Here is a 22227-nt window from a genome sequence, read left to right as displayed (position 1 = left end):
GCTCCGTCCTCACGCATCGATATATCGGTCTGGCTCAGACTAGTCCTCCCGGGATCGCACTACTCAGAGGTGCGGGGCTCCTGCCCTGGACCTCCGCCGGTGGATGAGCAATCCGGCTACGAGAAGACCGATGCCCGCGAGACCGAGCGCACCCATCGAGGAGTCGGGGCCCGACGCCGCGAGCGCGGAGCCATCGGTCGGCTCCACCGGATCGGCCGGCACCGGCTCGTACGCGTTCGTGACGGAGACTGTCGCCGCGGTCTCGGTCGAGACGGTGACCGTCGCGGGTTCGATCCGCTGCGCCGTGAGGTTGACGCTCGCGGTCGCGCCGTTCGTCGGCTCGGACACGGTGCAGGACGCCCCGTCCGGGATCCCGCTGAACACGATCGGCTCGGGTGCGGTGGCTCCCGCCGGGATGACGGCAGTGGTCGGCACGCCAAGGGGCAGCTGCGGGACGCAGGCGATCTGGATCGTGATCTCGCCCTGCCACCCGGCGGCGCTGCCGGTGATCACCTTCTGCACAGTCAGGGACCCGGCTGCGTAGGACTCGACGCGCACGCCCGCGCGGATCGGCAGGGTCGTCGTCTGTGCCAGCACGAGCTTCTGCGCCTGGTCCAGCCCCGAGGAGTCCGGATCGTAGAGATACACGGTTCCCTGCGTCAGCGACGTCACACCGGTGACACGGAAGCCGTTGATCGGGAGCACGGGCCCGGTCCACCGCGCCCAGAGTCGGGTGCCAGGAGGAATCGGATCGGTGCTCGTCACCGGCTGCGTCGCGGCCGCATCGAAGAACACCTCCACGCCGAGGGCCACGTCGAGGGTGCCGGTGATGTCGCCGCTCACGGTGAACGGGCCGACGACCTCGCCCGTCGCGGGTATCTGCGACGTGGCCGGATCGATCGCGAGCGTGGGCAGCGGCGGTTCCGGAAGTCCGCCGCTGTCCAGGGCGTTCTGCACCACGAGGGCCGTCGCGTTCCGCACGATGGGGTTGGTTCCGGTCGCGAGGACGAACCCGTCGCTGAAGTACCAGATGGCTGTCTGCACTGCGGCGACCTGTTGCGCCGGCGTCAGCGCGGAGATCGGGTTCGCCGTGTTGAAAGGGAAGTAGTTCGTGAGGATGTAGTTGATGTAGGTGAGATTCGGGACGTTCGACGCATCCCACTCGCCGATCTTGTATCCCGCCCCCACGCCGGTCTCCGTACTGAAATCGATGCAGTAGGCCGATGCGGTCGTCCCCGTCGCCGGATCGGCGATCGTGATCAGCTGAGGGCTGACCGCTTCGACCGAGGCCCCGGTGGCGGGATACGGTGCCGGAGCAGGACCGAGGGACGTGAGCTCGCCCGTCACGTTCGACGGGTACTGCGAACCGGTGATGGTGACCTCGGTGATGAAACCGTCTCGTGGCGTCTCCACCGGATCCGGTTCATAGATGGCCGCCGCCGGAAGGGCACCGATCAGGATCAACGCCGTCGATACGGCGGCCACGATGACACCTCGCACCACGGCGGGGCGACGGCCTTCTTCCGCGTCTCGCATTTCGACTCCTCTCTGGAGAATCGAGCTCAGGAACTGCCCACGCTCGACTCCAGCTTCGACATCACCTGGTTGATCGTGAACGAGGCCGACTCCTGCCGCGCCGGGAACTCGACGAGCGAGCCGAGCATCCGTCCCACGTAGGCCTGCGCCGGCACGAACAGGAACACGTGGTCGAGCACCCAGTCCCAATAGGTGTTCGACGTGATGTCCGCACGCTCATACGGGTCGGTGCGCAGGTTGAACAGTTTCGGGAAGCGCAACTCGATGTACGGTTCCTGCCAGACCCGGAGCGTTCCCACGGCGCGCTGCTCCAGGAACACGAGCTTCCAGTTCTCGAAGCGCAGAGCCGTGAGATCCCCGTCGTCGGAGACGTAGAAGAAGTGCCGACGCGGGCTGTGCGCCACGGCGCCGGTGATGTAGTCGAGCTGGTCGTGACCGTCGAGGTGCACCTTGTACTCCGTGCCGTGCAACTCGGTCCCTGCCTTCAGACGGTCGGCGATGTCGCCGTCGCCGACCGCGGCGAGCAGCGTCACGAACCAGTCGTTGTGGCTGACGATGCCGTTGAGCGTCGTCCCCGCCGGGATGCGCCCGGGCCAGCGGACCATCGCCGGCACGCGATACGCGCCCTCCCAGTTGGAGTTCTTCTCGTTGCGGAAGGGCGTCATGCCGGCGTCCGGCCAACTGTTCATGTGGGGGCCGTTGTCGGTGGAGTACATCACGATGGTGTTGTCGGCGAGGCCGAGCTCGTCGAGAAGATCGAGCAGACTGCCGACGACGTCGTCATGATCGAGCATCGTGTCGTGATAGTTCGACTGCCAGCGCCCGGCACGCCCCTTGCTCTCCTCCTTGGTGTGGGTGCGGAAGTGCATGTGCGTGGAGTTGAACCAGACGAAGAAGGGGGTGTCGTCTTCGGCCTGGGTGCGGATGAAGTCGGCGGCCGCATCGCGGAACTCCTCGTCGACCGTCTCCATCCGCTTCTTCGTCAACGGACCGGTGTCCTCGATGCGCTGGGTGCCGTCCTCGTTCACCCAGGAGTGGATGACTCCCCGCGGACGGAACCGCTCGCTGAAGCCGGGGAACTCCTCGTCGGTCGGGTAGTCGGGGTGCTCGGGCTCCTCCTCCGCATTGAGGTGGTAGAGGTTGCCGAAGAACTCGTCGAAGCCGTGCGCGGTCGGAAGGTGCTCATCGCGATCCCCGAGGTGGTTCTTGCCGAACTGCCCCGTCGCATAGCCGTGGTGCTTGAGCGCGTCGGCGATCGTGGGGTCTTCGGGCTGGAGGCCCAGCTTCGCCCCCGGCATCCCGACCTTCGTGAGCCCGGTGCGATACGGGTTCTGGCCGGTGATAAAGGCCGCCCGGCCGGCGGTGCAGCTCTGCTCGCCGTAGTAGTCGGTGAAGGTCACGCCCTCGTCGGCGATCCGGTCGATGTTCGGGGTCCGATAGCCCATCAGACCGTCCGAGTACGTGCTCAGGTTGCTGATGCCGATGTCATCGCCCCAGATGATGAGGATGTTGGGCTTCTCAGCCATGGAAGGCTCCTTGCTTCAACCGGTGGACGGGGCGGACGCCCTCGGTCGAAGCCAAACAGTTCCCTGCACGGAAACCCAGGGGGGTCTCACTCGGAGCGGGTGAGCCGGAATCCGATGTGCGACATGCCGGTGTCCTCGGCCTGCGGCGAGCGCGCAGCCGGGCGGAAGCGCAAGCAGTAGTCGGGCGAGCAGAGGTGCGATCCCCCTTTGAGCACACGGCGCGGGATGTCGGGGAACCCTTCCTGGGCGCTCGCCGCGGCCAGGAGGTTCGTGCGCTTGCCGGCATCGACGGGGGTGTCGGACAGGCGGAGGTGGCGCGGGGTGTAGAAGTCGGTCGTCCACTCCCAGACGTTGGCGATCATGTCGTACAGGCCGTAGCCGTTCGGAGGGTACGAGCCGACCGGGGCCGTGCCGCCCACCCCCTGGTTGTCGTAGGGGAAGCGTCCGAGCCAGGAGTTCGCCTGCGCGACGCCGCCGGGGTAGGCCTCGTCACCCCACGCGAAACGAGCACCCTCGAGACCGCCGCGGGCCGCGTACTCGTGCTCGGCCTCGGTAGGCAGTCGCATCCCCACCCAGTCGGTGTACGCGACCGCATCCTCGAAGGCGACGTGCACGACCGGATGCTGCAGCCGGTCATCGATCGACGAGTCGGGGCCGAACGGCCGACGCCAGTATGCCCCCGGCTGCCAGCGCCACCAGTTGCGCCAGTCGCCGAGGTTCGTCGGACCCGACGTGGGGGTGAACACCATCGCCCCGGGCACCAGGTCTGCCGGATCCGCACCGGCGAAGGCCGCGGGATCGAGCGGACGCTCCGCGACCGTGACGTACCCGGTCGCATCGACGAACTCGGCATACTGGGCGTTGGTCACCTGGTAGCGGTCGATGAAGAACGAGGCGACCTCGCGCTCGTGCACCGGACGCTCATCGGGGTAGAAGTCCTCGGATCCCATCTGGAACGTACCGCCGGGGATGTGGACCATGTCGCGCGAGTTCGTCACGAGACCGAGCGTAGTGTCCGGTTCGCCCACGGTCCGGGTGATCTGGGAAGATCATCCGCATGATCACCGTTCATCTGCGCTACGAGATCGACCCGGACAAGCTGGACGAGTTCACCGAGTACGGTCGCACCTGGATCCGCCTCGTGGAGAAGCACGGCGGCACCCATCACGGCTACTTCATGCCGAGCGAAGGTGACAGCGACGAGGCCTTCGCGCTGTTCACCTTCCCCTCCCTCGCGGAGTACGAGGCATATCGGACGGCGTCCAAGACCGATCCCGAGTGCGTCGAGGCCTTCGACTTCGCACGCAGGACGAAGTGCATCCGCCGATACGAGCGTCGCTTCCTCAGCCCCGTCTTCGACGGGGCGTAGGCATGGACGCACCGGCCGTCGACGTCTCCGCGCTCACGGACGTCGCCACCCTGACCACCCCGCGGCTGCGACTGGAACCGCTCGGCATCGCGCACATCGACGGCGTGTGGGAGGGGTTGTTCGACGAGGAGAGCATCCGGCTCACCGGTACGCGCCAGGCGTTCACCCGCGAAGCGGTCATGCGGCACCTCGAATCGGTCGGCGTCCGAGACGACCGCGCGGACTGGGCGATCATCGACCTCGCGACGGAGGAGTACGTCGGCGAGATCGTGCTCAACGAGCTGGAGGTGGATGATGCGTCGATGAACTTCCGCATCGCCCTGAATCCCGGCCGGCTCGGACGCGGCTACGGCACCGAGGCCACGCACGCCGTTCTCGACCACGCGTTCGACCGCATCCGGCTGCACCGCGTGAGTCTCGATGTCTTCTCGTTCAATCCGCGTGCGCAGCGTTCCTACGAGAAGGCCGGGTTCCGGTACGAAGGACGGCAACGCCACACGCTGTTCTGGGACGGCGAGTGGGTCGACTCCATCCTCATGTCGGTACTGAGCACGGACGAGCGCCCCGCGCACTGATCGGCGCGCGGTGGGAGGACGTTCGCCCAGGAGACCTCTGATCCACTAGCGACGACCGGACCCGTCGTCCCCGTCGCCGTCGAGGTGCCGACGCAGCGCGGTGGAGACGTCGTCGATCGCGGCGAGCTGCTCCGGCGAGAGTGCGTCGACGAACAGATCGCGGATGGCGCGCAGATGCGGCACGTTCGCGGAGCGGAATGCCGCAGCGCCCCCGTCTGTGAGGTGCACGTCGACCCCGTGCGCCCCATCGGCGCGCGGCTCCCGTCGCACCAGGCCCCGCTTCTCCATCCGCCCGAGATGGTGCGAGAGGCGGCTGCGCTCCCAGTCGATGACGGCCGCCAGCTCCGAGGACCGTGCTGCGTGTCCCGGCGCCTCGCTCAGGGCGAGGAGCACCTGGTAGTCGCCGGTGGAGAGGGCCGAGGAGTTCTGCAGCTGTGCGGCCAGGCGCTCCCGCAGCGTCGCGGATGTCTCGACGAACCCTCGCCAGATGCGCAGCTGCTCGGGCGTCGGAGTACGGCGGTGGCGTTCGTCGGTCATGCGAGCTCCCGGGAATTGATATGTCAATGCACTGGAAGTTCTGGGAGCCGGTCGTGACGCAGATGAGCAAGGAGCGCGGCTTCTATGCGCCCACGCTCGAGCGCTATCGGGAGGAGGTCGACACCGGCGCCCTCTACGTCGGCTCCCCCGAGTCTGTCGCCCACAAGATCGCGGACGCCGTTCGCAGCAATCATCTGTCCCGGTTCGACCTCAAGTACGACATCATGCACCTGCCGAAGGATGTGCGGGAGCGCAGCATCCGTCTCTTCGGCGAGGTTGTCGCCCCGCGCGTGCGCGAACTGCTCGCCGAGGACCCGGGAGAAGACGCTTTCGCCGACCCCGCCGTGGCCCGCATCACGAAGGACGGCAAGGCCGTCCACGCCTGAAGGAGAGGGTCATGAACGACACGATCGAGACCATCGGCATCCTCGGCGCCGGCAAGGTCGGCACCACGATCGCACGCCTGGCGCTGGCTGCGGGCTACCGCGTGCTCATCGCCGGCTCCGGCGCTCCGGAGCGCATCGCCCTGACCGTCGATGTGTTCGCCCCTGGCGCGATCGCGACGACAGCGGAGGACGCTGCATCCGGAGCGGACGCCGTGATCCTCGCCCTCCCGCTCGGCAAGTACCGCACCCTTCCGGTCGAGCAGCTGCACGGCACACTGGTGCTCGATGCCATGAACTACTGGTGGGAGACCGACGGCATCCGCGATGACCTGAGCGATCCGCGCACCTCGACCAGCGAGCTGGTGCAGGAGTTCCTCGCGGGTGCGCGCGTCGTGAAGGCTTTGAACCACATGGGTTACCACGACCTGGAAGATGAGGCACGACCGGCCGGAGCGCCAGGACGAAAGGCGATCGCCATCGCCGGGGACGACGCCTCCGACGTCTCTCTCGTCGCAGCGCTCATCGACAGGCTCGGCTTCGATCCGGTGGTGATGGAAACCCTGGCATCGGGGGCCGCGCTGCAACCGGGCACACCGGCCTTCGGTGCCGACGTCACGGCGGCGGAGCTGCGCGGGTTGATCCAGCAGCAGCTGTCGTCGCGGTGATCAGCCCGCGGCGATCCACGGGCGGGTGAAGTCGAGGACCCTGCTGCCGTCGGCATCGGCGAGCGAGACGCCGACGAAGCGCGTCGCCCCCTCCGAGCTCTGCCAACGGAACCGGTACTCGTCCGCCAGCGCCGCAGCGGCGATGGCGGACCCTGCCGATTCCGCCGTCTGCGCGTTCGCGAAGGCGCCGGCGGTCCGTGCGATGTACGCATCGAACAGCGCGCCGTAGGGTCCACCGCCCTCCGGACGCACGGCGTTCTCGACGAAGGCACTCGCGACAGCAGCCGGCTCGATCACGCTGACCCTCACACCGAAGCGTTCGGCGACCACCGCCAGCGACTGCATGAATCCCTCCACGGCGAACTTCGCCCCGCAGTACGCATCGGCGAACGGCTGCCCGACCGCTCCACCCACGCTCGTCACCGTGAGGATGCGGCCTGTGCCACGCTCGCGCATGCCGGGGAGCACGAGTTTGGCGAGGTTGACCGGCGCCAGGTAGTTCACGTCCAGCTGCGCCTGGATCTGCGCCATCGTCAGCTGCTCCGCGGTGGCGACGCTCCCCTGCCCCGCGTTGTTCACCAGCACGCAGATGCCTCCGAGCTCGGCCTCGACCTCGGCCACCAGACGTGCCGCCGCCCCGTGGTCGACCACGTCGAGGGCGCGTACGTCGACCTGCACGCCGGCCGCGGCCGCCGCTTCCCGCAGCGCTCCGGCCTTCCCCGTGTCGCGCATCGTGGCGACGACGTGCAGTCCATTCCGTGCCAGCTCGACGGCGGCGTGCAACCCCATGCCCGATGAGGTGCCGGTGATCAGTGCGATGTCGTTCATGGGGCGACTCTAGACCTGTCGCCGCCGCCCCGGTGAGAGCCCACGGCTAGCATCCGTCACGACCCTCGACTGATGTGCGCGACCCCGTTTCTTCAGCTAACTTGCACGTTGGTGTGCACGTAATGTGTAAACTCGTCCTGTGAAACAGAGCTGGCGTGTCTACAAGCGCGACGTCAAGAGACTCGCCCGCGTACCCAAGGCGTGGATCATCATCATCGGCGTGCTCATCACCCCGGCCCTCTACGCGTGGTTCAACATCAACGCGTTCTGGGACCCCTACGCCAACACCGCGAACATCCGCGTGGCGGTCGTCGATCTCGACGAGGGCGCCTCCTCCGATCTCACCGGCCACATCGACATCGGCGAGCAGGTGACCGCCCAGCTCGAGGACAACGACCAGCTCGGGTGGACGTTCATGGGCGAGGACGAAGCCCAGGACGCCGTGAAGAGCGGCGACGTCTACGCCGCCATCGTCATCCCGGCCTCGTTCAGCGAAGATCTGATCAGCATCACCAGCGACGACTTCACCCAGCCGGCGCTGAAGTACTACGTCAACGAGAAGGCCGGGGCGATCGCACCGAAGATCACGGATGTCGGCGCCTCCGAGCTCGACAAGCAGGTCACGAGCGCCTTCAAGGAGCAGGTGGCCCTCGCGGCGACGAACGCCCTCAAAGACGTCGGCGACTCCACCGAGCTCCGTCTGCTGAACGCGAGGGACAACACCCTCGACGCCTTCGACCAGGCGGCGCAGACACTCGCCTCGGCGCGAGAGAACCTCGCCGAGACGCAGGACGGTCTCGCCTCCTCCCGCACCACGCTCTCGTCCGCACGGAGCACGCTCGGCGACGTCGACACGACCCTCGGCGACGTGCAGCGGTCGCTCGCCCAGACGCAGTCGATCATCGCCGAGACGCAGAAGGAGGTGATCGCCTTCACCGACAGCGCCACCACCGCGTTCCTGCAGGGGACGACCCTGCTCGCCGACGCCTCGTCGAAGGCGAACGTCTCCATCACCCGCCTCACCCAGAGCCTCGAGCAGGCAGGCGTGCGCATCGATGCCGGGATCGACGACATCTCGACCGTGCTGAAGGCGAACGAGGCCGCAGCCGCCCGGTTGCAGGCGCTCCTCGACGACACCGACCTCAGCGAAGACACGAAGCAGCGCGTGACCGAGGTCATCACCTCGCTGCAGCAGCGCAACGCCACCGACCAGCAGCTGCTCGCCGACCTGAAGACCCTCAAGGCCGGAGCGGCCGACACCGTCGGCTCGATCCAGGCGACGGCCGATGCCGTCGACCGCGCGATGCAGGACACCAGGGACGCGTCGTCCACGATGCGCGACATCCTCACCGGCACCGTGCCCTCGCTGAACGCCGCCATGGCGCAGCTGTCGGCGAGCGTCGGCTCCTTCTCGGCCGCGCTGGACGCGCAGAAGGGCGTGCTCGCTCAGGCGGACCAGCTGCTCGGCGGACTGGACTCGCAGCTGGTGGCGACCTCCGCGGCACTCACGAGCTTCGACGGCGATCTCGCCGGCATCGAGCAGGGCCTGCAGACCTCGCGCACCGATGTGGTCGCGCTGAACGCCGCATCCGAGTGGGGCCTCCTCGGCACCCTCACCGACCTGGAGCCCGAGCAGATCGCGCAGTTCATCTCCTCCCCCGTCGAGGTCGACGAGCACCTGGTGTTCCCGGTGGCCACCTACGGCTCGGCGATGGCCGCACTCTTCACGAACCTGTCGCTGTGGATCGGCGCTTTCGTGCTCATGGTCATCTTCCGGGTCGAGGTCGACACCGAGGGCGTCGAGGGGGTCACCGTGCGCGAGGCCTACTTCGGGCGCTTCTTCCTCTTCGCGACGCTCGCCGTCGGCCAGGCGCTGATCGTGTGCACCGGGAACCTCATCATCGGCGTGCAGACCGTGAGCGCCCTCGCCTTCGTCGGCACGGGTGTGCTCATCGCCCTCGCCTACGTGAGCATCGTCTACGCCCTGTGCGTGGCGTTCGGGCACGTGGGCCGCGGACTCTGCATCCTCCTCGTGATCATGCAGATCCCCGGCGCCTCCGGCCTGTACCCGATCGAGCTGATGCCCGGGTTCTTCCGCGCGATCTATCCGCTGCTGCCGTTCTCCTACGGCATCGACGCGATGCGCGAGACCATCGGCGGCTTCTACGACGGCCACTACTGGCGCTTCCTCGGTGCCCTCGCCGTGTTCGTGGTGCTCGCCTTCCTCATCGGACTCGTCCTCCGCCGCCGTCTCGCGAACTTCACCCTGCTATTCAATCGACAGGTGCTCGCCACCGATCTGCTCATCGGCGAGAAGGTGCAGGTCGTCGGAAACGGATACCGGCTCACCGACGTGATCCGCGCCCTCTCGAACCGCAGCGACTACCGCGCAGACCTGGCACGTCGCGCCGAACCCTTCACGCGGCGGTACCCGATGCTGCTGAAGGTCACGGTGCTCACCGGGGCAGCGGGCCTCGTCGTTCTCGGCATCCTCACCTGGGCGCTCCCCGGATCCAAGGCCCTGCTGCTGGGCCTGTGGACCCTCTGGATCCTGCTCGTCATCGGATTCCTCGTCGCCATCGAGTACATCAAGCACAGCTTCGAGAACGGCGCAGAGGTGGCGGCGCTCGACGACACCGAGCTGCGCCAGCTGGCGCTCGCCGGACCCGCTGTCCGGGATGCGGCCATGCCGGCCGGCGCCGTGGCGCGGGAGACGGCAACGACCGCTCCGCTCTCCGCGACCGCGCCCGCTACCGACACCGCTCCGCTCGGCGAGACAACTGCCGACACCGAGACGGCTTCGGGCGCCGAGGCACACGCCCTGCTCACCGAGTGGTTCGAGCCGGAGGGAGAGACGGAGTCGGTGGCGGAGTCCGAGGACCCGGCCCCCGAGCCCGAATTCTCAGCTGAAGACGACACGGCCGAAGACGACACGGCCGAAGACGCAGCTGAAGACGACACGGCCGAAGACGACACAGCCGAAGAAGACACCGCCGAACAAGACACCACCGAGCGAGCCGAAGGGGAGGACCGCGCATGAAGAACATCCTGGATCTGACGCGCCGCGACGTGCGTCACGCCACCCAGAACGTGATGGCCTGCATCGTGCTGTTCGGCCTCGTCGTCATCCCCTCGCTGTTCACCTGGTTCAACGTGATCGCCAGCTGGGACCCGTTCGCCAACACCAAGGACCTGAAGATCGCCGTCGCGAGCACGGATGCCGGGTACCAGAGCGATCTCGTCCCGATCCGCGTGAACGTCGGCGAGCAGGTGCTCTCGCAGCTGCGCGGGAACGACCAGCTCGACTGGGTCATCACGGATGAGCACGATGCGATCGACGGCACGAAGTCGGGCGAGTACTACGCCGCGATCGTGCTGCCGGAGACGTTCAGCGCCGACATGCTGACGTTCTACGCCGACGGCGGCGACCGCACGCACATCGCCCTCTACACGAACGAGAAGAAGAACGCCCTGGCGCCCAAGATCACGGGGCAGGGTGCGGAAGGGGTGTCGTCCGCGATCAGCGACACGTTCGCCCAGACGCTCGGCGACGTGGCGCTCGGCCTCGTCTCATCGATGTCGGACTACCTCACAGATGAGGACACCCAGGCGGCGCTGAACCGCATCGAGGCGCGAGTCGGCAGCGTCGGGGATCAGCTGCGGTCGGGGGCGACGACCGCCGACACCTTCACCGCCCTGCTCGAGGCGAGTCGTCCTCTGCTGGACAGCGCATCGGGTCTGGTCGGATCGGCCGGCGATGCGTTCAAGGACACCACGGGTGCTCTCGGCAGCGGAGTGGATGCGGCGGGCACCCTCAAGAAGACCTTGCAGACGGCCGCGCAGTCATTGGCGGACGCTCTCGCGGCGACGTCGAGCAGCTACGACGCCGTCGGTCAGCGCATCGATGAGCTGTATGCGGGCGCCGACTCGCTGAGCGGCAGCCAGGTGCAGGCCGTCACCACGCTCGCCGAACGCGTGCAGCAGCAGGCCGACCAGTACCGGGCTGTGAAGAACACGTTGGAGACCCAGGTCGGACCGAATCTGCCCGATTCCGCGCAGGCCGACTTCGACGCGGTGATCAGCCGACTCGACGAGGCGATCGCACGCCAGCAGGCGCTGCAGCAGCGGCTGCAGGACACGGCGACGCAGATCGCGGCAGGCAACGACGCGGCGCAGAGCTCGCATCAGGAGATCAGCGCCGCGATCGCCGAGGCGAAGAAGGCGATCGCCGACGCACGGACCACCTACGACGACGGGCTCAAGACCCAGCTGAACGCCCTCTCGTCGACGCTCGCGCAGATCGGCTCCGACGTCTCGGCGATCCGCTCCGACCTCTCCGGCATCGCATCCGGTCTGTCCGGAGCATCGGACTCCGTGCTGTCCACCCTGTCGCGCGCACAGGAGGCCACGACCGGGCTGTCGGCGGCACTGAACTCTCTGGCCGACAGGTTCGACACCGTGCAGCAGTCGATCGCGACGGCCGCCGACACCGGTGACCTCAGTGCGCTGATCGGTGCGGACCCCGGCGTGCTGGCGACCTCGCTCGCCGAGCCGGTGCGCCTCGACCGCACAGCGGTGTTCCCCGTGGCCGGCTTCGGTGCCGCCATGGCTCCGCTGTACATGATCCTCGCCCTGTGGGTGGGCGCGCTCCTGATGACCGTGACGATCCGCACGGACGTGAACGCCGAGACGCTGCCCGACCGGCCGGAGCTCACCCCGACGCAGAAGTACCTCGGCCGCTACGGCATCTTCGGCCTCGTCGGACTCGCGCAGAGCACACTGCTGACGCTCGGGCTGATCCTCTTCGTGCAGATCGAACCCGCGCATCCGCTGCTGCTGATCCTGGCGGGGTGGGCGATCTCGACGGTGTTCACCCTGATCGTGTACACGGCGGTGGTCGCGTTCGGCAATGCGGGGAAGGCACTCGCGGTGCTGCTCCTGGTGATCCAGATCTCCGGATCGGGCGGCGCCTACCCGCTGCAGCTGCTGCCTGCCTGGTTCCAGAGCGTCAGCCCGTTCCTCCCCGCGACCTATGCGGTGAACATGGTGCGGGCGGCGATCGCCGGCGTCTATCAGGGCGACTTCTGGTGGGCGCTCGGTGCTCTCGCGCTGTTCATCATCCCTGCACTTCTGCTCGGACTCGTGCTGCGGCGACCACTGGTGAACTACAACCGCAAGCTGGTCGATGCCCTCGCCTCGACCAAGGTGATGTCGTGAGCGCCGTGACTCCGCGAGACGGGCAGGAGACGTCCGCACCGGCCCCGCGCCGGCGCCGCGATGCCCTGGCCAACCGCGAAGCCCTCCTGCGCGCGGCGCAGTCGGTGCTCGCGACCAACCCCACGGCCTCTCTCGATGCGATCGCGCAGGCCGCCGGTCTCACGCGTCGAGCCGTCTACGGCCACTTCGCCGACCGTGACAGCCTGCTGCGCGAGGTGATCGCGGTGGGCGCGCAGCGCTTCAACACGATCGCCGAGACCACGGACGAGTCCGATCCGCGGGTGACCCTGGCGAGGATGGCCACACGGCTCTGGCGCGAGGCATCGGCCGTGCGCGCGTCGGCGAACATCGCACTCGACGACGTGCATCTGGCCGACACCGTCCGCGCCCTGGCTCCGCTGCGGCGACGCATCCGCGAACTGACCGCAGTGGGGGTGGGTTCAGGAGCCTTCCGCGGAGACATGCCACCCGAGCTGCTCGCCTTCCTGATCGAGGAGACGGCCAGGGCCACGCTGCGCGAACTGCGTCTGAGCACGACCGATGCCGATTCGACTGTCGTGCGGGTCGTGCTCAGCATCGTCGGACTCTCCTGGACACAGCAGGCGGAGCTCATCGACGCGCATCCCGAGATCTTCGCCCGGGACTGACCGCGACCGCGTGCTCAGGCCCGCGCGCGCACCCGGAACCAGAGAGTGAGCTCGGTCAGCGCCCTGAGCGTGGTGTCGACGTCTGCACCGGCATCCAGGTCGGCGAACGAATCCCGGAAACCCGGTGGACGGTTCTCGCCGACGTGCAGGGCGCGATACCCCATCGTCCAGTCCGGGAAGCGGCGCTCGGCGATCGACTGTGTCAGCAGCACGCGCAGGTCTCGGTGCCGGGGGTCCCTGCGGATGGTGTCGACGAGGCGTGCGATGGTGTCGGCCTGCCCCTCCAGCACCTGGATGAAGCGCCCGTCTCGGTGGAGGAGCATGCCGGTGATGCCGCGCCCGTCGTTGAGGCGACGACAGACGGCGAGCAGCTGCTCGAGAGCGGTTTCGCGGAACGGCTGGGACGCCGTGCTGGTGTAGACGAGCGAGACCAGACCTGTGGTCGGGACCGACCTCACAGCGTGACTCCCTGCTCGCCGTCATGGACCGCGGGCGACGCATCGTCCGTCAGATCCTCGACGGCGGCGGTCGCTGCACGCAATGACGGGAAGTCGCCGAGGGACCGGGATCGGGCATCGAACGCGCGATACCCACCTCCGGTCTGCCTGTCGACGTACCCGAGGAAGTCGCCGCGGCGGCTCCCGACGTGGAAGCCCTCCTCGACGCACGCCCAGAGGACGTCGTGATCAGGCAGGGCGGAGTTCGGCACCTCAGCAGACTAGGTGCACGGTATCCGTTGCGCGCTCCCCTTTACACCGCCACCGCGAGTGCGCTAAGCGCGAGCCCCGTGGTCGATGTCGAAGTCGATCGACGCGATCCCGATCTCCTCATCCTCATCCTCATCTCCGGCGGCGCGCTGGGGGAAGAGGGGGTGCCGGCGGATCTCCGCGGCGTCTTCGGAGAAGTCGGGGTCATCCCCTTCGGAGGTCTGCGGCCCGACCAGGAGGTCATTGCCGACGCCGACGATCAGATCGGCGGAATCCTTCTTCCCATCGATGACGATCGGCAACCGGAGGGCCGCGGATTCACCTTCGCTCGCGATGGCTGCCGCGAGCGCGACCAGCGCGTCGGCGACATCGTCGGTCGTGACCACCTGTTGGCCTGCATAGGACACGAGTTTCATACCCCCGACGGTGCCACGATCGACGCAGCAGGCCCAAGGGGGTTGCATCGCGGTCCCCTCAGACGCTAACCATGTCCACCACACCGCTACCAGCGCGTCGGGGCTTCCGTCAAGGGAGGGGGCCCGATAGCGGTGCTTCCGCGGTTCGTGCGTATCGTGGCAGACACGAAGAGTCGCTTCAGCGCTCTACGTCGGTCGAACCGGCGGCGTGTTCGGATTCTCTCTCGGGTCCGGGCGGCGGCTCGGGGGCCGGTGCACATGCGCACCCGCTCACTCGATTTCGCCGGTCCTCCGCGTTCGGGTCGCGGAGGACCGGACAGTCTTCCCCGTGATCGACGGCACCGGCGGGAGAATGGAGAATATGTCCGCGAGTTCCCGCCGGCCGCTGCTCGCCTCCGTGCGCCGTCTGCTGCACACCGATCCGTCGGCGGTCGCACACACCGAGGCCATGCCCGTCATCGATGAACGCACGGTCCCCCGGGTGCTCGATCTGGCGACGCGCATCGGGGAGTCGATGTTCGCCGTCGGCGCCTCCGCGCACGAGGTCACGCTCGCGATCACACGGGTATGCGACGCCTACGGGATGCGCGGCGTGCAGGTCGACGTCACGTACAACTCCATCACGGTGTCGTTCCACCTGAGCGGAGAGGTCTGGCCGGAGACCCTGGTGCGGGTCGTGCGGGTGACCGCGCCCGATCACGCGAAGCTGCAGCGTGTGCAGGCCCTGGTCGCCGACATCGACGGCGGCCTCGACCTCGAATCCGCGCGCACCACGTTCCGCGCCATCCGGCGTGTGCCGTTCCGCTACCAGCAGCCGGTCGTGATCGTCGCGCGCGCTCTGCTCGCGGTCGGGGTCAGCATCATGCTCGGTGCCGCACCGATCATCGTCGGACTCACATTCGTCGCCGCGTTGTGCGCAGCCCTGACCCAGGCCGGGCTCGCGCGGCTCCGCGTTCCCCTGTTCTTCAGCCAGATCGCGGGAGGGCTGGTGACGACGATCGTGGCCGTCGTGGTCTCGGCGCTCGGCACCGCGGGGATCGAGCCGTTCGTCGGCATCCGCCCGTCGATCATCGTGGCCTCGGGCATCGTGCTGATGCTCGCCGGTCTCACGGTGGTCGGTGCGGCACAAGATGCGATCGACGGCTTCGCCCTCACGGCGGGTGGACGCATCCTCGACCTGACCATGCAGACCCTCGGCGTGGTGATCGGCATCCTCGTCGGCCTCGAACTCGGCGGGGTTCTGGGCTTCACGATGGACCTCCCCGACGACCCCGCACCGTTCGGGCCACTCGTCAACCAGTTCGCCGGTGCGATCATCATCGCGGTCGCCGTCGCGGTGTTCAACGGCGCCGGCATCCGCATCATCCTGGTCAGTGCGCTCCTGAGTGCCGTGACGCTCGCAGGCTATGCGGGCTCGGTGGCGCTGAACCTGCACCCCGCGGCGGCGAGCGCGGTGGGCGCGCTGCTGGCGAGCTTCCTGGGGATGCTGATCGCGCGAAACCTGCATGTCCCCTCGGTCGCGGTCACCACGGCGGCGATCGTGCCGCTCGTTCCCGGAGTCGCCGTGTTCCAGGGTCTGCTCGAGATGGTCCACGCGGCTGGCACGTCGACGGGGATGCTGCTCGCCGGCGGTTCCCTCATCGATGCGGCCGTGATCGGGATCGGTCTGGCCTCCGGCGCCTCGCTGGGTCTCTACCTCGGAACCCCCGTCCGCGCCACCCTCGCGAGCGTCGCGAAGACCCGCGCCCGCACCCGCCGCTGACCCCCTCTCCCCCGTCCCGCGCCGAGTGCACGCGATCTCGCCGAGCGCACGGGTGATTCACGTCGGGAAGTCGTCCACTCGCGGACGGGCCGTGCACTGAGTGAAGGGAGCAGACGAGGATTGTCCGCTCGCGGCCTCCTCCCTGTCAACGGGCAGACGGACCGGGCGGAAGTGGGGCGACACTGGTCGACCAGCCCACTGATCGATCGGAGAATCGCATGTCAGACCCCCAGCACCATTCGAACGACGTCGACTCGGACGAGACCCCCGAGGTCGAGGCTCAGGGCATCGACCCCGACATGCCCTCGACCGACGACGACACCGACGACGACGACATCGACGACGACATCGACGTCGAAGACCTGCCCTGATCGCGACGTCGAGCGTCGAGAACCCACAGCGACCGAGGAGGCTCGCATGAGCACGAACGACCGGAACGACATCAGCACCGAGCCCTCGCCCGGGCCGGAAGACATCGACAACCTCGGGGCCGAGGACGGTAAGGGAACCCCTCCGACCGTTCCTCCCACCGACACGGACGCGGGTGACACGGACGGCAGCACCGAGGCCGAGGACCCCCGCGAGGACTGACAGCGTTCAGCCGGTGCGCAGAGCGCCTTCGCGGAGACCTCGCGGAGGCGCTCAGCCTTGCCCGGGCTTGCCCAGCATCTCCCCGGGAGGAAGCGAAGGACACGAGGCCGACGCGCTGAGGGCCGCGACCTCCGCCCGGATCGCGACGCCCGAGTCCGTCTTCACCACGGTGTAGACGACGCCCTGCTGCGAGTCGTCGGCGGGTATGTAGCCGATGGTCGCACCGTCGAGGTTCGGGTCCTCCGCCCAGGGTGAGCCGGACGCGGTGCTGACCAGATCCGCCGTCGGATTCTCCTGCAACCAGTTCGCGGCCCCCGCCACTGTCGTGTCAGCCAGGGTCCAGTACCCCTCGAGCTGGGCGACCGGCTGGCACGGCCACCCCTGGTAGGAGGAGTTGAACGAGACGGGCTTCTCGGTCACGCGCACAGCACCTGGGGGCACGACAGCCGCATCCAGCCATGCCTGCGCCTGCTCCTCGGCGGCCGCGTCGATTCTGGCGGGCGGCACGCTCTGTGTGGCGGTGGGGGCGGACGTGGGCGCAGCGGAACCGTCGCCCGCCGCAGACGCACACCCCGTCAGCAGCAGAAGTGCGGAGAGACCGAGGACCAGGGCGGAGCGACGTGACATGGCCCCCACTATAGGGAGCGAGACGACTCTTCTACGCGAGCTGGTCCAGGACGAGCTCACCGCGTGCGTTGAGGTGCTCCATCATCCGCTCGATGCGCTTGGTGTCGATCTCCGGCGTCACCGACGCATCGAACGCGAGGATCAGCGGGATGGCGGGGTGCATCCAGATGGTGAGGCGTCCGGCAGGATTCTTGTCCTCGGGCAGCCACGTCATCATGAAGCTCTCGTGACGACGCAGCTTGGTGCCGATCACGATCTTCAAGTGCGCCAACGTCGCGTCATCGACCTTGATCGGAGGACGAGAGCTGTTGTACTCGAGAGTTCCCATCCTCTGAGATTACTCCGTAGCAGGGCAATTCCCGGGTTCGGCGCTCGACACGAGAGCGACGTCCTCAGTGTCCGTGGGCGAGTTGCTGGATGAGGATGGCCAACCCACCGAGGGCGACCAGAATCCCCAGCGCGATCACCTGTCTCCACCAGGGCGCGCGGGTGCGGCGGACGGCGACGTACCCGATCAGCCCGAGGATGGCGACATAGACGACCGAAGCGATCGTGAGGGCTGTGTCCAGCTCGATCCAGCCGAGCACGGCGAGGAGGAGTACCAGGAGCGGGACGGCCGCCGAGGCGATGGCGGTGCCTGTGAGGCGGAGCATCCGCCCGAACTCCCGCCGATCGGGGAAGGTGGCGTGCACGGCCAGGTGCGCGAGCAGCTCTGCCACGAACCCCGCCACCGCGATGGCCACGATCCCGACCAGAAGGGTGACGCTCGCCCGCACCGCGCTGGTGTGCTCGACGTTCGAGTTCTGGACGAGCACGATGGCGAGGCCGGTGAAGGTGGCGTAGACCCGTTCCTTGATCGAGGCGGTGACGACGTCGGCCGACTCTCCACTCGACCGAGGGCGGTCGTCTTCGGGTGGCTGCATGGCCCGCAGATTATCAGCACCCCTGCGCCCGCGTGCGGTCAACCCCCTGACGACGATCAGCGTCGACGACTAGCGTCGCCCGTCCGACGAAAGGAGAGAAGCATGAGCGATCCGAAGAACACGCAGGGAACCCCCGGCCCCGATGAGGAGGCCGACACCGCGTCGGGTGGCGCACCCGACACCGACGAGGTGCTCGAGGAGGAGACCACCGACGAGAACGGCAGGCCGCTCGAGAACCCGTCCGGAGGCTGAGCTCCGCTCGGATGACCGACGACGCATCCGTCCGCAGCCTGACTGGTCTCGGACGGACGCGTCGCCTGCGGCTTACGCGGGCTCGAGAACCCGGTTGGGCTCGCGCGGGGCGACGTCTGCCGGCTCGCGCACGAGGTACAGACCGCTCGGAGAGTTCGCGGTGAAGGCGAGAGCTTCGATCCACTCGCGGTTGATGGAGGGCTGACGGCTCCCGCTGTACTTGAAGACGAGTGCGCTGCCGCCGTGCACCCATACGGTCGTACGTCCGCCGCCGATGCTGACGTCTTCCTTCCAGCTGAAACCGAAGGGTTCGCCGCGACGGAGTTTGGCGGTCATGACGAGCTGGATGTGCGTCAGCGCACGATCCTCGATCTCGGTCTTGACGTCGCCTTCGTAGATGAACCTGCCCATGATGGGCTCCTCTGTTTTCGCCACGGGAACCCGTGCCAGAGGCGCAACCGAGATGATCGCTGAGTGGTGTCCTCCCAGCATCGCACACATGGGAGACATCAGGGCTGTCATCTGTCGCACGCCGACTCACGAGGGACGACAGCGGCCCGTTCAGCCGGGCAGAGTGGGGTCGATGATCTCGTCGACGAGGCAGATCCCGCCCGAGCTGCTGAGGGTCTGCGACAGCGCGGTGAGCCACTCCGGGTTGAGGACCGGCGCCTCGGTCTCGTCGAAGATGAACCGGAGCGGGATCGACGGGTGCAGCCATATCGTCGATCGTCCAGGGGCTTCGCCGTCTTTGTGCACCCAGCTCAACGTGAAGCTCTCCTGCCTCCGGAGCTTTGTGGCGATCACGACCTTGAGGTGGGCGAGCGCGCGATCCTCGATCAGGATCGGGGCCGTGGACCCTCCGTAGATGAGCTGTCCCATCGATCCAGATTACGACCGTCGTCCCGTGTTCGATAGACGACAGCGGCAGCCGCCGACGCCCTCCATTCAGATCGTCCGCCGGGCGCACGTCATCCGTGCGAGGTACGCCGATACCTCGCACGAGGGATGCCGCGACAGCCTCACGCCCACGAAGCTGAAGGCATGAACGTACGACCGCTTCTCGCCGCCTCCGCCCTGATCTTCGCGGGGGCACTCTCGCTCACCGGGTGCTCTGCTTTCGACAGCATCGTCCACAAGCAGTCGACGTCGACTTTCGACGATGCGGCCGCTTTCGCGAAGGGGGCGGGAGTCGACGCGGACTGGATCCCCGCAGATTCCTCGCAGATCACCGTGCGCACCTCGACGGTCGAGAAGGCCGAAGACGCGGTGATCCTCCTGACCAGCCCGTCCGACCTTGCCGACGCCTGCACCGAGGTCGAGCGGCAGTCGGCGCCCTCCTGGACCCTCGACGGCGCCCCCGATCCCTACAAGGCGAAGACCGTCTTCGTCTGCCGCGACTGGAGCGTGATGGCCACGGACGGCGGCTGGTACGGGTGGACGCCGAACTCCGACGGAGAGCGGGCCGCCGCCACGGCGGGCTGATCGGGTCGGGTGACGCTACTTCTTCGCGTCGCGTCTCTCCTGCTCTTTGTCCGCCTTCTCCTGTTCCTTGTCCGCCTTCTTCTGCTCCTGCTCGGCCGCCTTCTGGGCTTGTTCCTGTGCCTTGCGGTCGTCCTTGGCGGCCTGTTCCGCTGCCTTCAGCTCGTCCTTCGTCTGATCGACGACCTGATCGACCGTTCCCGGCTGCGTGTTCTCGGCCGGGACGACGGGGACCACCGTTACGGGGCTGTCCTGCGCCACGTCCGCCTGGTCCGGCGTCGGCGCGATCGAGGGCGACGGTTCCGGTGTCTGCTCGGTGACGACGGATTCGACATCCCCGGTCTTGACGATGCCGGTGTCCCCGAAGCCCTGCCCCGCCGCCCACACTCCGACAAGGACGGATGCGGCGACCGCGACAGCGGCGGTGCCGATCACACCCCACCGGTGCGTCGGGCGACGCGTGGGCACCACGCGCTCCGGAGTCTTCGAGGAGAGGAGCCGCGTAGGTGCGGTGCTGACGGCGGATGCTGCGCTCGCGGCCGGGACCGGAGGGGCGATCACGGGCACGGGAGGGCGAGGGGGCACGACCGGGGCAGACGCGAGCATGGAGGCCGCGGCGAACACGGCAGCAGCACTCGGCCGGTCCTCAGGGGCGATCGCCACCATCCGGGTCAGCAGATCCGCCCACTGCGGACCCACGGATCTCGGAACTGCAGGGACCTCGATGAGACGAGCCATCGCCGCCCCGATCCCCTCAGCCTGGCCGAACGCCCGCTTCCCGGTGAGTGCCTCCAGCAGCACGAGACCCAGGGCGTAGATGTCGGCCGCCGGAGCAGGAGGTGCGCCCCGGAGCTGCTCGGGGGCGAGGTAGGCAGCGGTGCCGATGACGACGCCGGGGGATGTCAGTCGGGCATCGTCGACGAGCACGGAGATGCCGAAGTCGGCGAGCTTCGCGCCCGAACGACTCCCCGGGAGCGAGGTGGGCGAGAGCAGCACGTTCGACGGCTTCACATCGCGGTGCACCACGCCGGCACCGTGCACCACATGCAGTGCTTCGGCGAGATCCGCGGCGATCATGGCGACGTCGGTCGGCGGCACGGGACCCTGGGCGATGCGGGCGGACAGCGTCGGGCCGTCGACGAACTCCATCACCAGGTACTCTGCCTTGCCCGGCACCAGCTGGGCGTCGTAGAGCGTGACCATCGCAGGGTGGTTGAGCGAGGCCAGCACCGTCATCTCACTGCGCGCACGCTCGGAGGAAGCGCCCTCCGTGCCTTCGTTCAGCAGCTTGATCGCCACCGTCCTGCCGAGCAGGACGTCGTCGGCACGATACACGCGGGCCATGCCGCCCTGTCCGACGCAGTCCCTCAGCTGATAGCGCCCGCCCAGCAGTTCTTGCGTGGGCGCAGGATCAGTGGGCGCAGAGTCAGTGGGCGCAGAGTCTTCGATCATCGGCGAGTCCTCCTGCCACCCGTCGGGTCATGGGTGGCATTCGATGACTTTAGGGCGATCTTTCGTCGACGCATCGGGCCTTGACAGGACCCGGAACCGTCCGGACGGATCCAGCTCCCGCGTCTGCGGCCACCGACAGCGACTTTTGTCCAGACTATGCAGGAAAACACGAAGGTCCGTTGCATTCCGGCTCCATCGGGCGCATCCTGATCGTGCTCCGGTCGTAGCGCGAGATCGTGGGGGGCCGCGCTCGCAACCACCGGGCGCAGGCGGGGCGTTCGCCGAATCCCTCCCCCTCGGCGAGCGCCTCGCCTTCGAACGTGGTTCAGATCACGCGGCTGAGGGATCCTGCGCGAACTCGATGGCGCCGAGGAAGTTGTCGCTGGGGTCGTAGAACTTCAGGAATCGCGCGAAGCCGAGATCCTCGATTCCGGCGACCCGCACCTGCTCCTGTTCGAGACGAGCGGCGAGCTGATCGAAGCTCTCGGTCTTGAGGAAGAAGATCGGCTTCGTCTCACCGTCGACGGCGACCTGCACAGGCGTGTGGTCGACGGCTTCCCAGAGCATGACGTCGAGGCCGGGCTCGAGTCGCAACATGGCGTAGGCACCGTAGTTCGTGAGCAGCCGAAAGCCGAGGACGTCGGTGTACCACGCGACGGCTTCGTCCAGGCGCGCGACCGAGAGCTGGAGGTGATCGAGTGCGGTGACGAGCGATGCCATCGAGTTCCTTTC

At 67.9% G+C, this 22227-nt stretch carries 27 protein-coding genes; 12 read left to right on the top strand and 15 right to left on the bottom strand.

The window, feature by feature from the left end:
- Nucleotides 1-63: 63 nt before the first annotated feature.
- The 3 genes from RN51_RS13210 to RN51_RS13200 form a co-directional block, all read right to left on the bottom strand.
- Nucleotides 64-1536: a thioester domain-containing protein gene (locus tag RN51_RS13210; protein ID WP_045264519.1), complete on the bottom strand. Its 1473-nt coding sequence runs from the start codon at nt 1534-1536 to the stop codon at nt 64-66.
- 26 nt (nt 1537-1562) lie between these two features.
- Entirely contained in the window at nt 1563-3062 is a 1500-nt protein-coding gene (locus RN51_RS13205) for an arylsulfatase (RefSeq protein WP_045264518.1), read from the bottom strand.
- A gap of 86 nt (nt 3063-3148) precedes the next feature.
- Nucleotides 3149-4042 (bottom strand): formylglycine-generating enzyme family protein, encoded by an 894-nt coding sequence (locus RN51_RS13200; protein ID WP_045264725.1) that lies wholly within the window; start codon nt 4040-4042, stop codon nt 3149-3151.
- Between the two features lie 77 nt (nt 4043-4119).
- Between RN51_RS13200 and RN51_RS13195 the strand changes: the two genes are divergently transcribed.
- Together RN51_RS13195 and RN51_RS13190 are read left to right on the top strand one after the other, a co-directional pair.
- Nucleotides 4120-4431, top strand: a complete 312-nt coding sequence (locus tag RN51_RS13195; RefSeq protein ID WP_045264517.1) for an NIPSNAP family protein — start codon at nt 4120-4122, stop codon at nt 4429-4431.
- Nucleotides 4432-4433: 2 nt separating this feature from the next.
- Complete coding sequence (locus RN51_RS13190; RefSeq protein WP_045264516.1) at nt 4434-5006, top strand: GNAT family N-acetyltransferase; 573 nt, start codon at nt 4434-4436, stop codon at nt 5004-5006.
- Between the two features lie 45 nt (nt 5007-5051).
- Here the strand turns inward: RN51_RS13190 and RN51_RS13185 are convergent, their stop codons facing one another.
- Nucleotides 5052-5543 (bottom strand): MarR family winged helix-turn-helix transcriptional regulator, encoded by a 492-nt coding sequence (locus tag RN51_RS13185; RefSeq protein WP_045264515.1) that lies wholly within the window; start codon nt 5541-5543, stop codon nt 5052-5054.
- Nucleotides 5544-5569: 26 nt separating this feature from the next.
- Between RN51_RS13185 and RN51_RS13180 the strand changes: the two genes are divergently transcribed.
- The gene (locus RN51_RS13180) at nt 5570-5929 is read left to right on the top strand and encodes a hypothetical protein (protein WP_045264514.1); all 360 of its coding nucleotides are present in this window, start codon (nt 5570-5572) and stop codon (nt 5927-5929) included.
- A gap of 11 nt (nt 5930-5940) precedes the next feature.
- The gene (locus RN51_RS13175; protein ID WP_045264513.1) at nt 5941-6594 is read left to right on the top strand and encodes an NADPH-dependent F420 reductase; all 654 of its coding nucleotides are present in this window, start codon (nt 5941-5943) and stop codon (nt 6592-6594) included.
- On the opposite strand, the gene RN51_RS13170 is transcribed toward RN51_RS13175, so the two are convergent.
- A complete protein-coding gene (locus RN51_RS13170; RefSeq protein ID WP_045264512.1) occupies nt 6595-7422 on the bottom strand; it encodes an SDR family NAD(P)-dependent oxidoreductase in 828 nt (275 codons plus the stop codon).
- 139 nt (nt 7423-7561) lie between these two features.
- Between RN51_RS13170 and RN51_RS13165 the strand changes: the two genes are divergently transcribed.
- Genes RN51_RS13165 through RN51_RS13155 form a run of 3 tightly spaced genes read left to right on the top strand, consistent with a single transcriptional unit; the run spans nt 7562 to nt 13286 of the window.
- Nucleotides 7562-10462, top strand: coding sequence for a YhgE/Pip family protein (locus RN51_RS13165; RefSeq protein ID WP_045264511.1), 2901 nt, complete (start codon nt 7562-7564; stop codon nt 10460-10462).
- Nucleotides 10459-12639: a YhgE/Pip domain-containing protein gene (locus RN51_RS13160; protein ID WP_045264510.1), complete on the top strand. Its 2181-nt coding sequence runs from the start codon at nt 10459-10461 to the stop codon at nt 12637-12639. Before RN51_RS13165 ends, RN51_RS13160 begins: the two co-directional genes overlap by 4 nt.
- Complete coding sequence (locus RN51_RS13155) at nt 12636-13286, top strand: TetR/AcrR family transcriptional regulator (RefSeq protein ID WP_231579295.1); 651 nt, start codon at nt 12636-12638, stop codon at nt 13284-13286. The genes RN51_RS13160 and RN51_RS13155 overlap by 4 nt, the downstream gene beginning before the upstream one ends.
- 14 nt (nt 13287-13300) lie before the next feature.
- Here the strand turns inward: RN51_RS13155 and RN51_RS13150 are convergent, their stop codons facing one another.
- The 3 genes from RN51_RS13150 to RN51_RS13140 all read right to left on the bottom strand — a co-directional run bounded on the left by RN51_RS13150 (nt 13301) and on the right by RN51_RS13140 (nt 14409).
- Entirely contained in the window at nt 13301-13744 is a 444-nt protein-coding gene (locus RN51_RS13150; protein WP_052674722.1) for a BLUF domain-containing protein, read from the bottom strand.
- Complete coding sequence (locus tag RN51_RS13145) at nt 13741-13995, bottom strand: hypothetical protein (protein ID WP_045264509.1); 255 nt, start codon at nt 13993-13995, stop codon at nt 13741-13743. Before RN51_RS13145 ends, RN51_RS13150 begins: the two co-directional genes overlap by 4 nt.
- 63 nt (nt 13996-14058) lie before the next feature.
- Nucleotides 14059-14409 (bottom strand): hypothetical protein, encoded by a 351-nt coding sequence (locus RN51_RS13140; protein ID WP_045264508.1) that lies wholly within the window; start codon nt 14407-14409, stop codon nt 14059-14061.
- Nucleotides 14410-14770: 361 nt separating this feature from the next.
- Here RN51_RS13140 and RN51_RS13135 point away from each other — a divergent pair, with 361 nt between their 5' ends.
- From RN51_RS13135 to RN51_RS18440, 3 genes are all read left to right on the top strand, one after another.
- Entirely contained in the window at nt 14771-16171 is a 1401-nt protein-coding gene (locus tag RN51_RS13135) for a threonine/serine ThrE exporter family protein (protein ID WP_045264507.1), read from the top strand.
- A 218-nt stretch (nt 16172-16389) separates the two neighbouring features.
- Nucleotides 16390-16542, top strand: coding sequence for a hypothetical protein (locus RN51_RS18445; protein WP_156149185.1), 153 nt, complete (start codon nt 16390-16392; stop codon nt 16540-16542).
- 46 nt (nt 16543-16588) lie between these two features.
- The gene (locus RN51_RS18440; RefSeq protein ID WP_156149184.1) at nt 16589-16762 is read left to right on the top strand and encodes a hypothetical protein; all 174 of its coding nucleotides are present in this window, start codon (nt 16589-16591) and stop codon (nt 16760-16762) included.
- Between the two features lie 51 nt (nt 16763-16813).
- Here RN51_RS18440 and RN51_RS13130 read toward each other — a convergent pair whose 3' ends face one another.
- The 3 genes from RN51_RS13130 to RN51_RS13120 form a co-directional block, all read right to left on the bottom strand.
- Nucleotides 16814-17389, bottom strand: coding sequence for a hypothetical protein (locus RN51_RS13130; protein WP_045264506.1), 576 nt, complete (start codon nt 17387-17389; stop codon nt 16814-16816).
- 31 nt (nt 17390-17420) lie between these two features.
- Nucleotides 17421-17717 carry a hypothetical protein gene (locus RN51_RS13125; RefSeq protein ID WP_045264505.1) on the bottom strand — a complete coding sequence of 99 codons (297 nt, stop codon included), beginning with the start codon at nt 17715-17717 and terminating at the stop codon, nt 17421-17423.
- A 64-nt stretch (nt 17718-17781) separates the two neighbouring features.
- Entirely contained in the window at nt 17782-18312 is a 531-nt protein-coding gene (locus tag RN51_RS13120) for a hypothetical protein (protein ID WP_052674720.1), read from the bottom strand.
- A 102-nt stretch (nt 18313-18414) separates the two neighbouring features.
- On the opposite strand from RN51_RS13120, the gene RN51_RS18585 reads away from it, so the two are divergent.
- Nucleotides 18415-18564 (top strand): hypothetical protein, encoded by a 150-nt coding sequence (locus tag RN51_RS18585; RefSeq protein ID WP_197073256.1) that lies wholly within the window; start codon nt 18415-18417, stop codon nt 18562-18564.
- A 72-nt stretch (nt 18565-18636) separates the two neighbouring features.
- On the opposite strand, the gene RN51_RS13115 is transcribed toward RN51_RS18585, so the two are convergent.
- Together RN51_RS13115 and RN51_RS13110 are read right to left on the bottom strand one after the other, a co-directional pair.
- Nucleotides 18637-18975, bottom strand: a complete 339-nt coding sequence (locus tag RN51_RS13115; protein ID WP_045264504.1) for a hypothetical protein — start codon at nt 18973-18975, stop codon at nt 18637-18639.
- Between the two features lie 150 nt (nt 18976-19125).
- Nucleotides 19126-19443, bottom strand: a complete 318-nt coding sequence (locus RN51_RS13110) for a hypothetical protein (protein ID WP_045264503.1) — start codon at nt 19441-19443, stop codon at nt 19126-19128.
- 162 nt (nt 19444-19605) lie between these two features.
- On the opposite strand from RN51_RS13110, the gene RN51_RS13105 reads away from it, so the two are divergent.
- Complete coding sequence (locus RN51_RS13105) at nt 19606-20046, top strand: hypothetical protein (protein WP_045264502.1); 441 nt, start codon at nt 19606-19608, stop codon at nt 20044-20046.
- Between the two features lie 15 nt (nt 20047-20061).
- On the opposite strand, the gene RN51_RS13100 is transcribed toward RN51_RS13105, so the two are convergent.
- Nucleotides 20062-21495 carry a serine/threonine-protein kinase gene (locus RN51_RS13100; RefSeq protein WP_045264501.1) on the bottom strand — a complete coding sequence of 478 codons (1434 nt, stop codon included), beginning with the start codon at nt 21493-21495 and terminating at the stop codon, nt 20062-20064.
- Nucleotides 21496-21825: 330 nt separating this feature from the next.
- Complete coding sequence (locus RN51_RS13095; protein WP_045264500.1) at nt 21826-22215, bottom strand: VOC family protein; 390 nt, start codon at nt 22213-22215, stop codon at nt 21826-21828.
- Nucleotides 22216-22227 lie beyond the last annotated feature (12 nt).

Source organism: Microbacterium oxydans, from assembly GCF_000956405.1.
GTDB classification, from domain to species: domain Bacteria; phylum Actinomycetota; class Actinomycetes; order Actinomycetales; family Microbacteriaceae; genus Microbacterium; species Microbacterium oxydans_C.
This window is presented reverse-complemented; position numbering and strand designations above follow the sequence as displayed.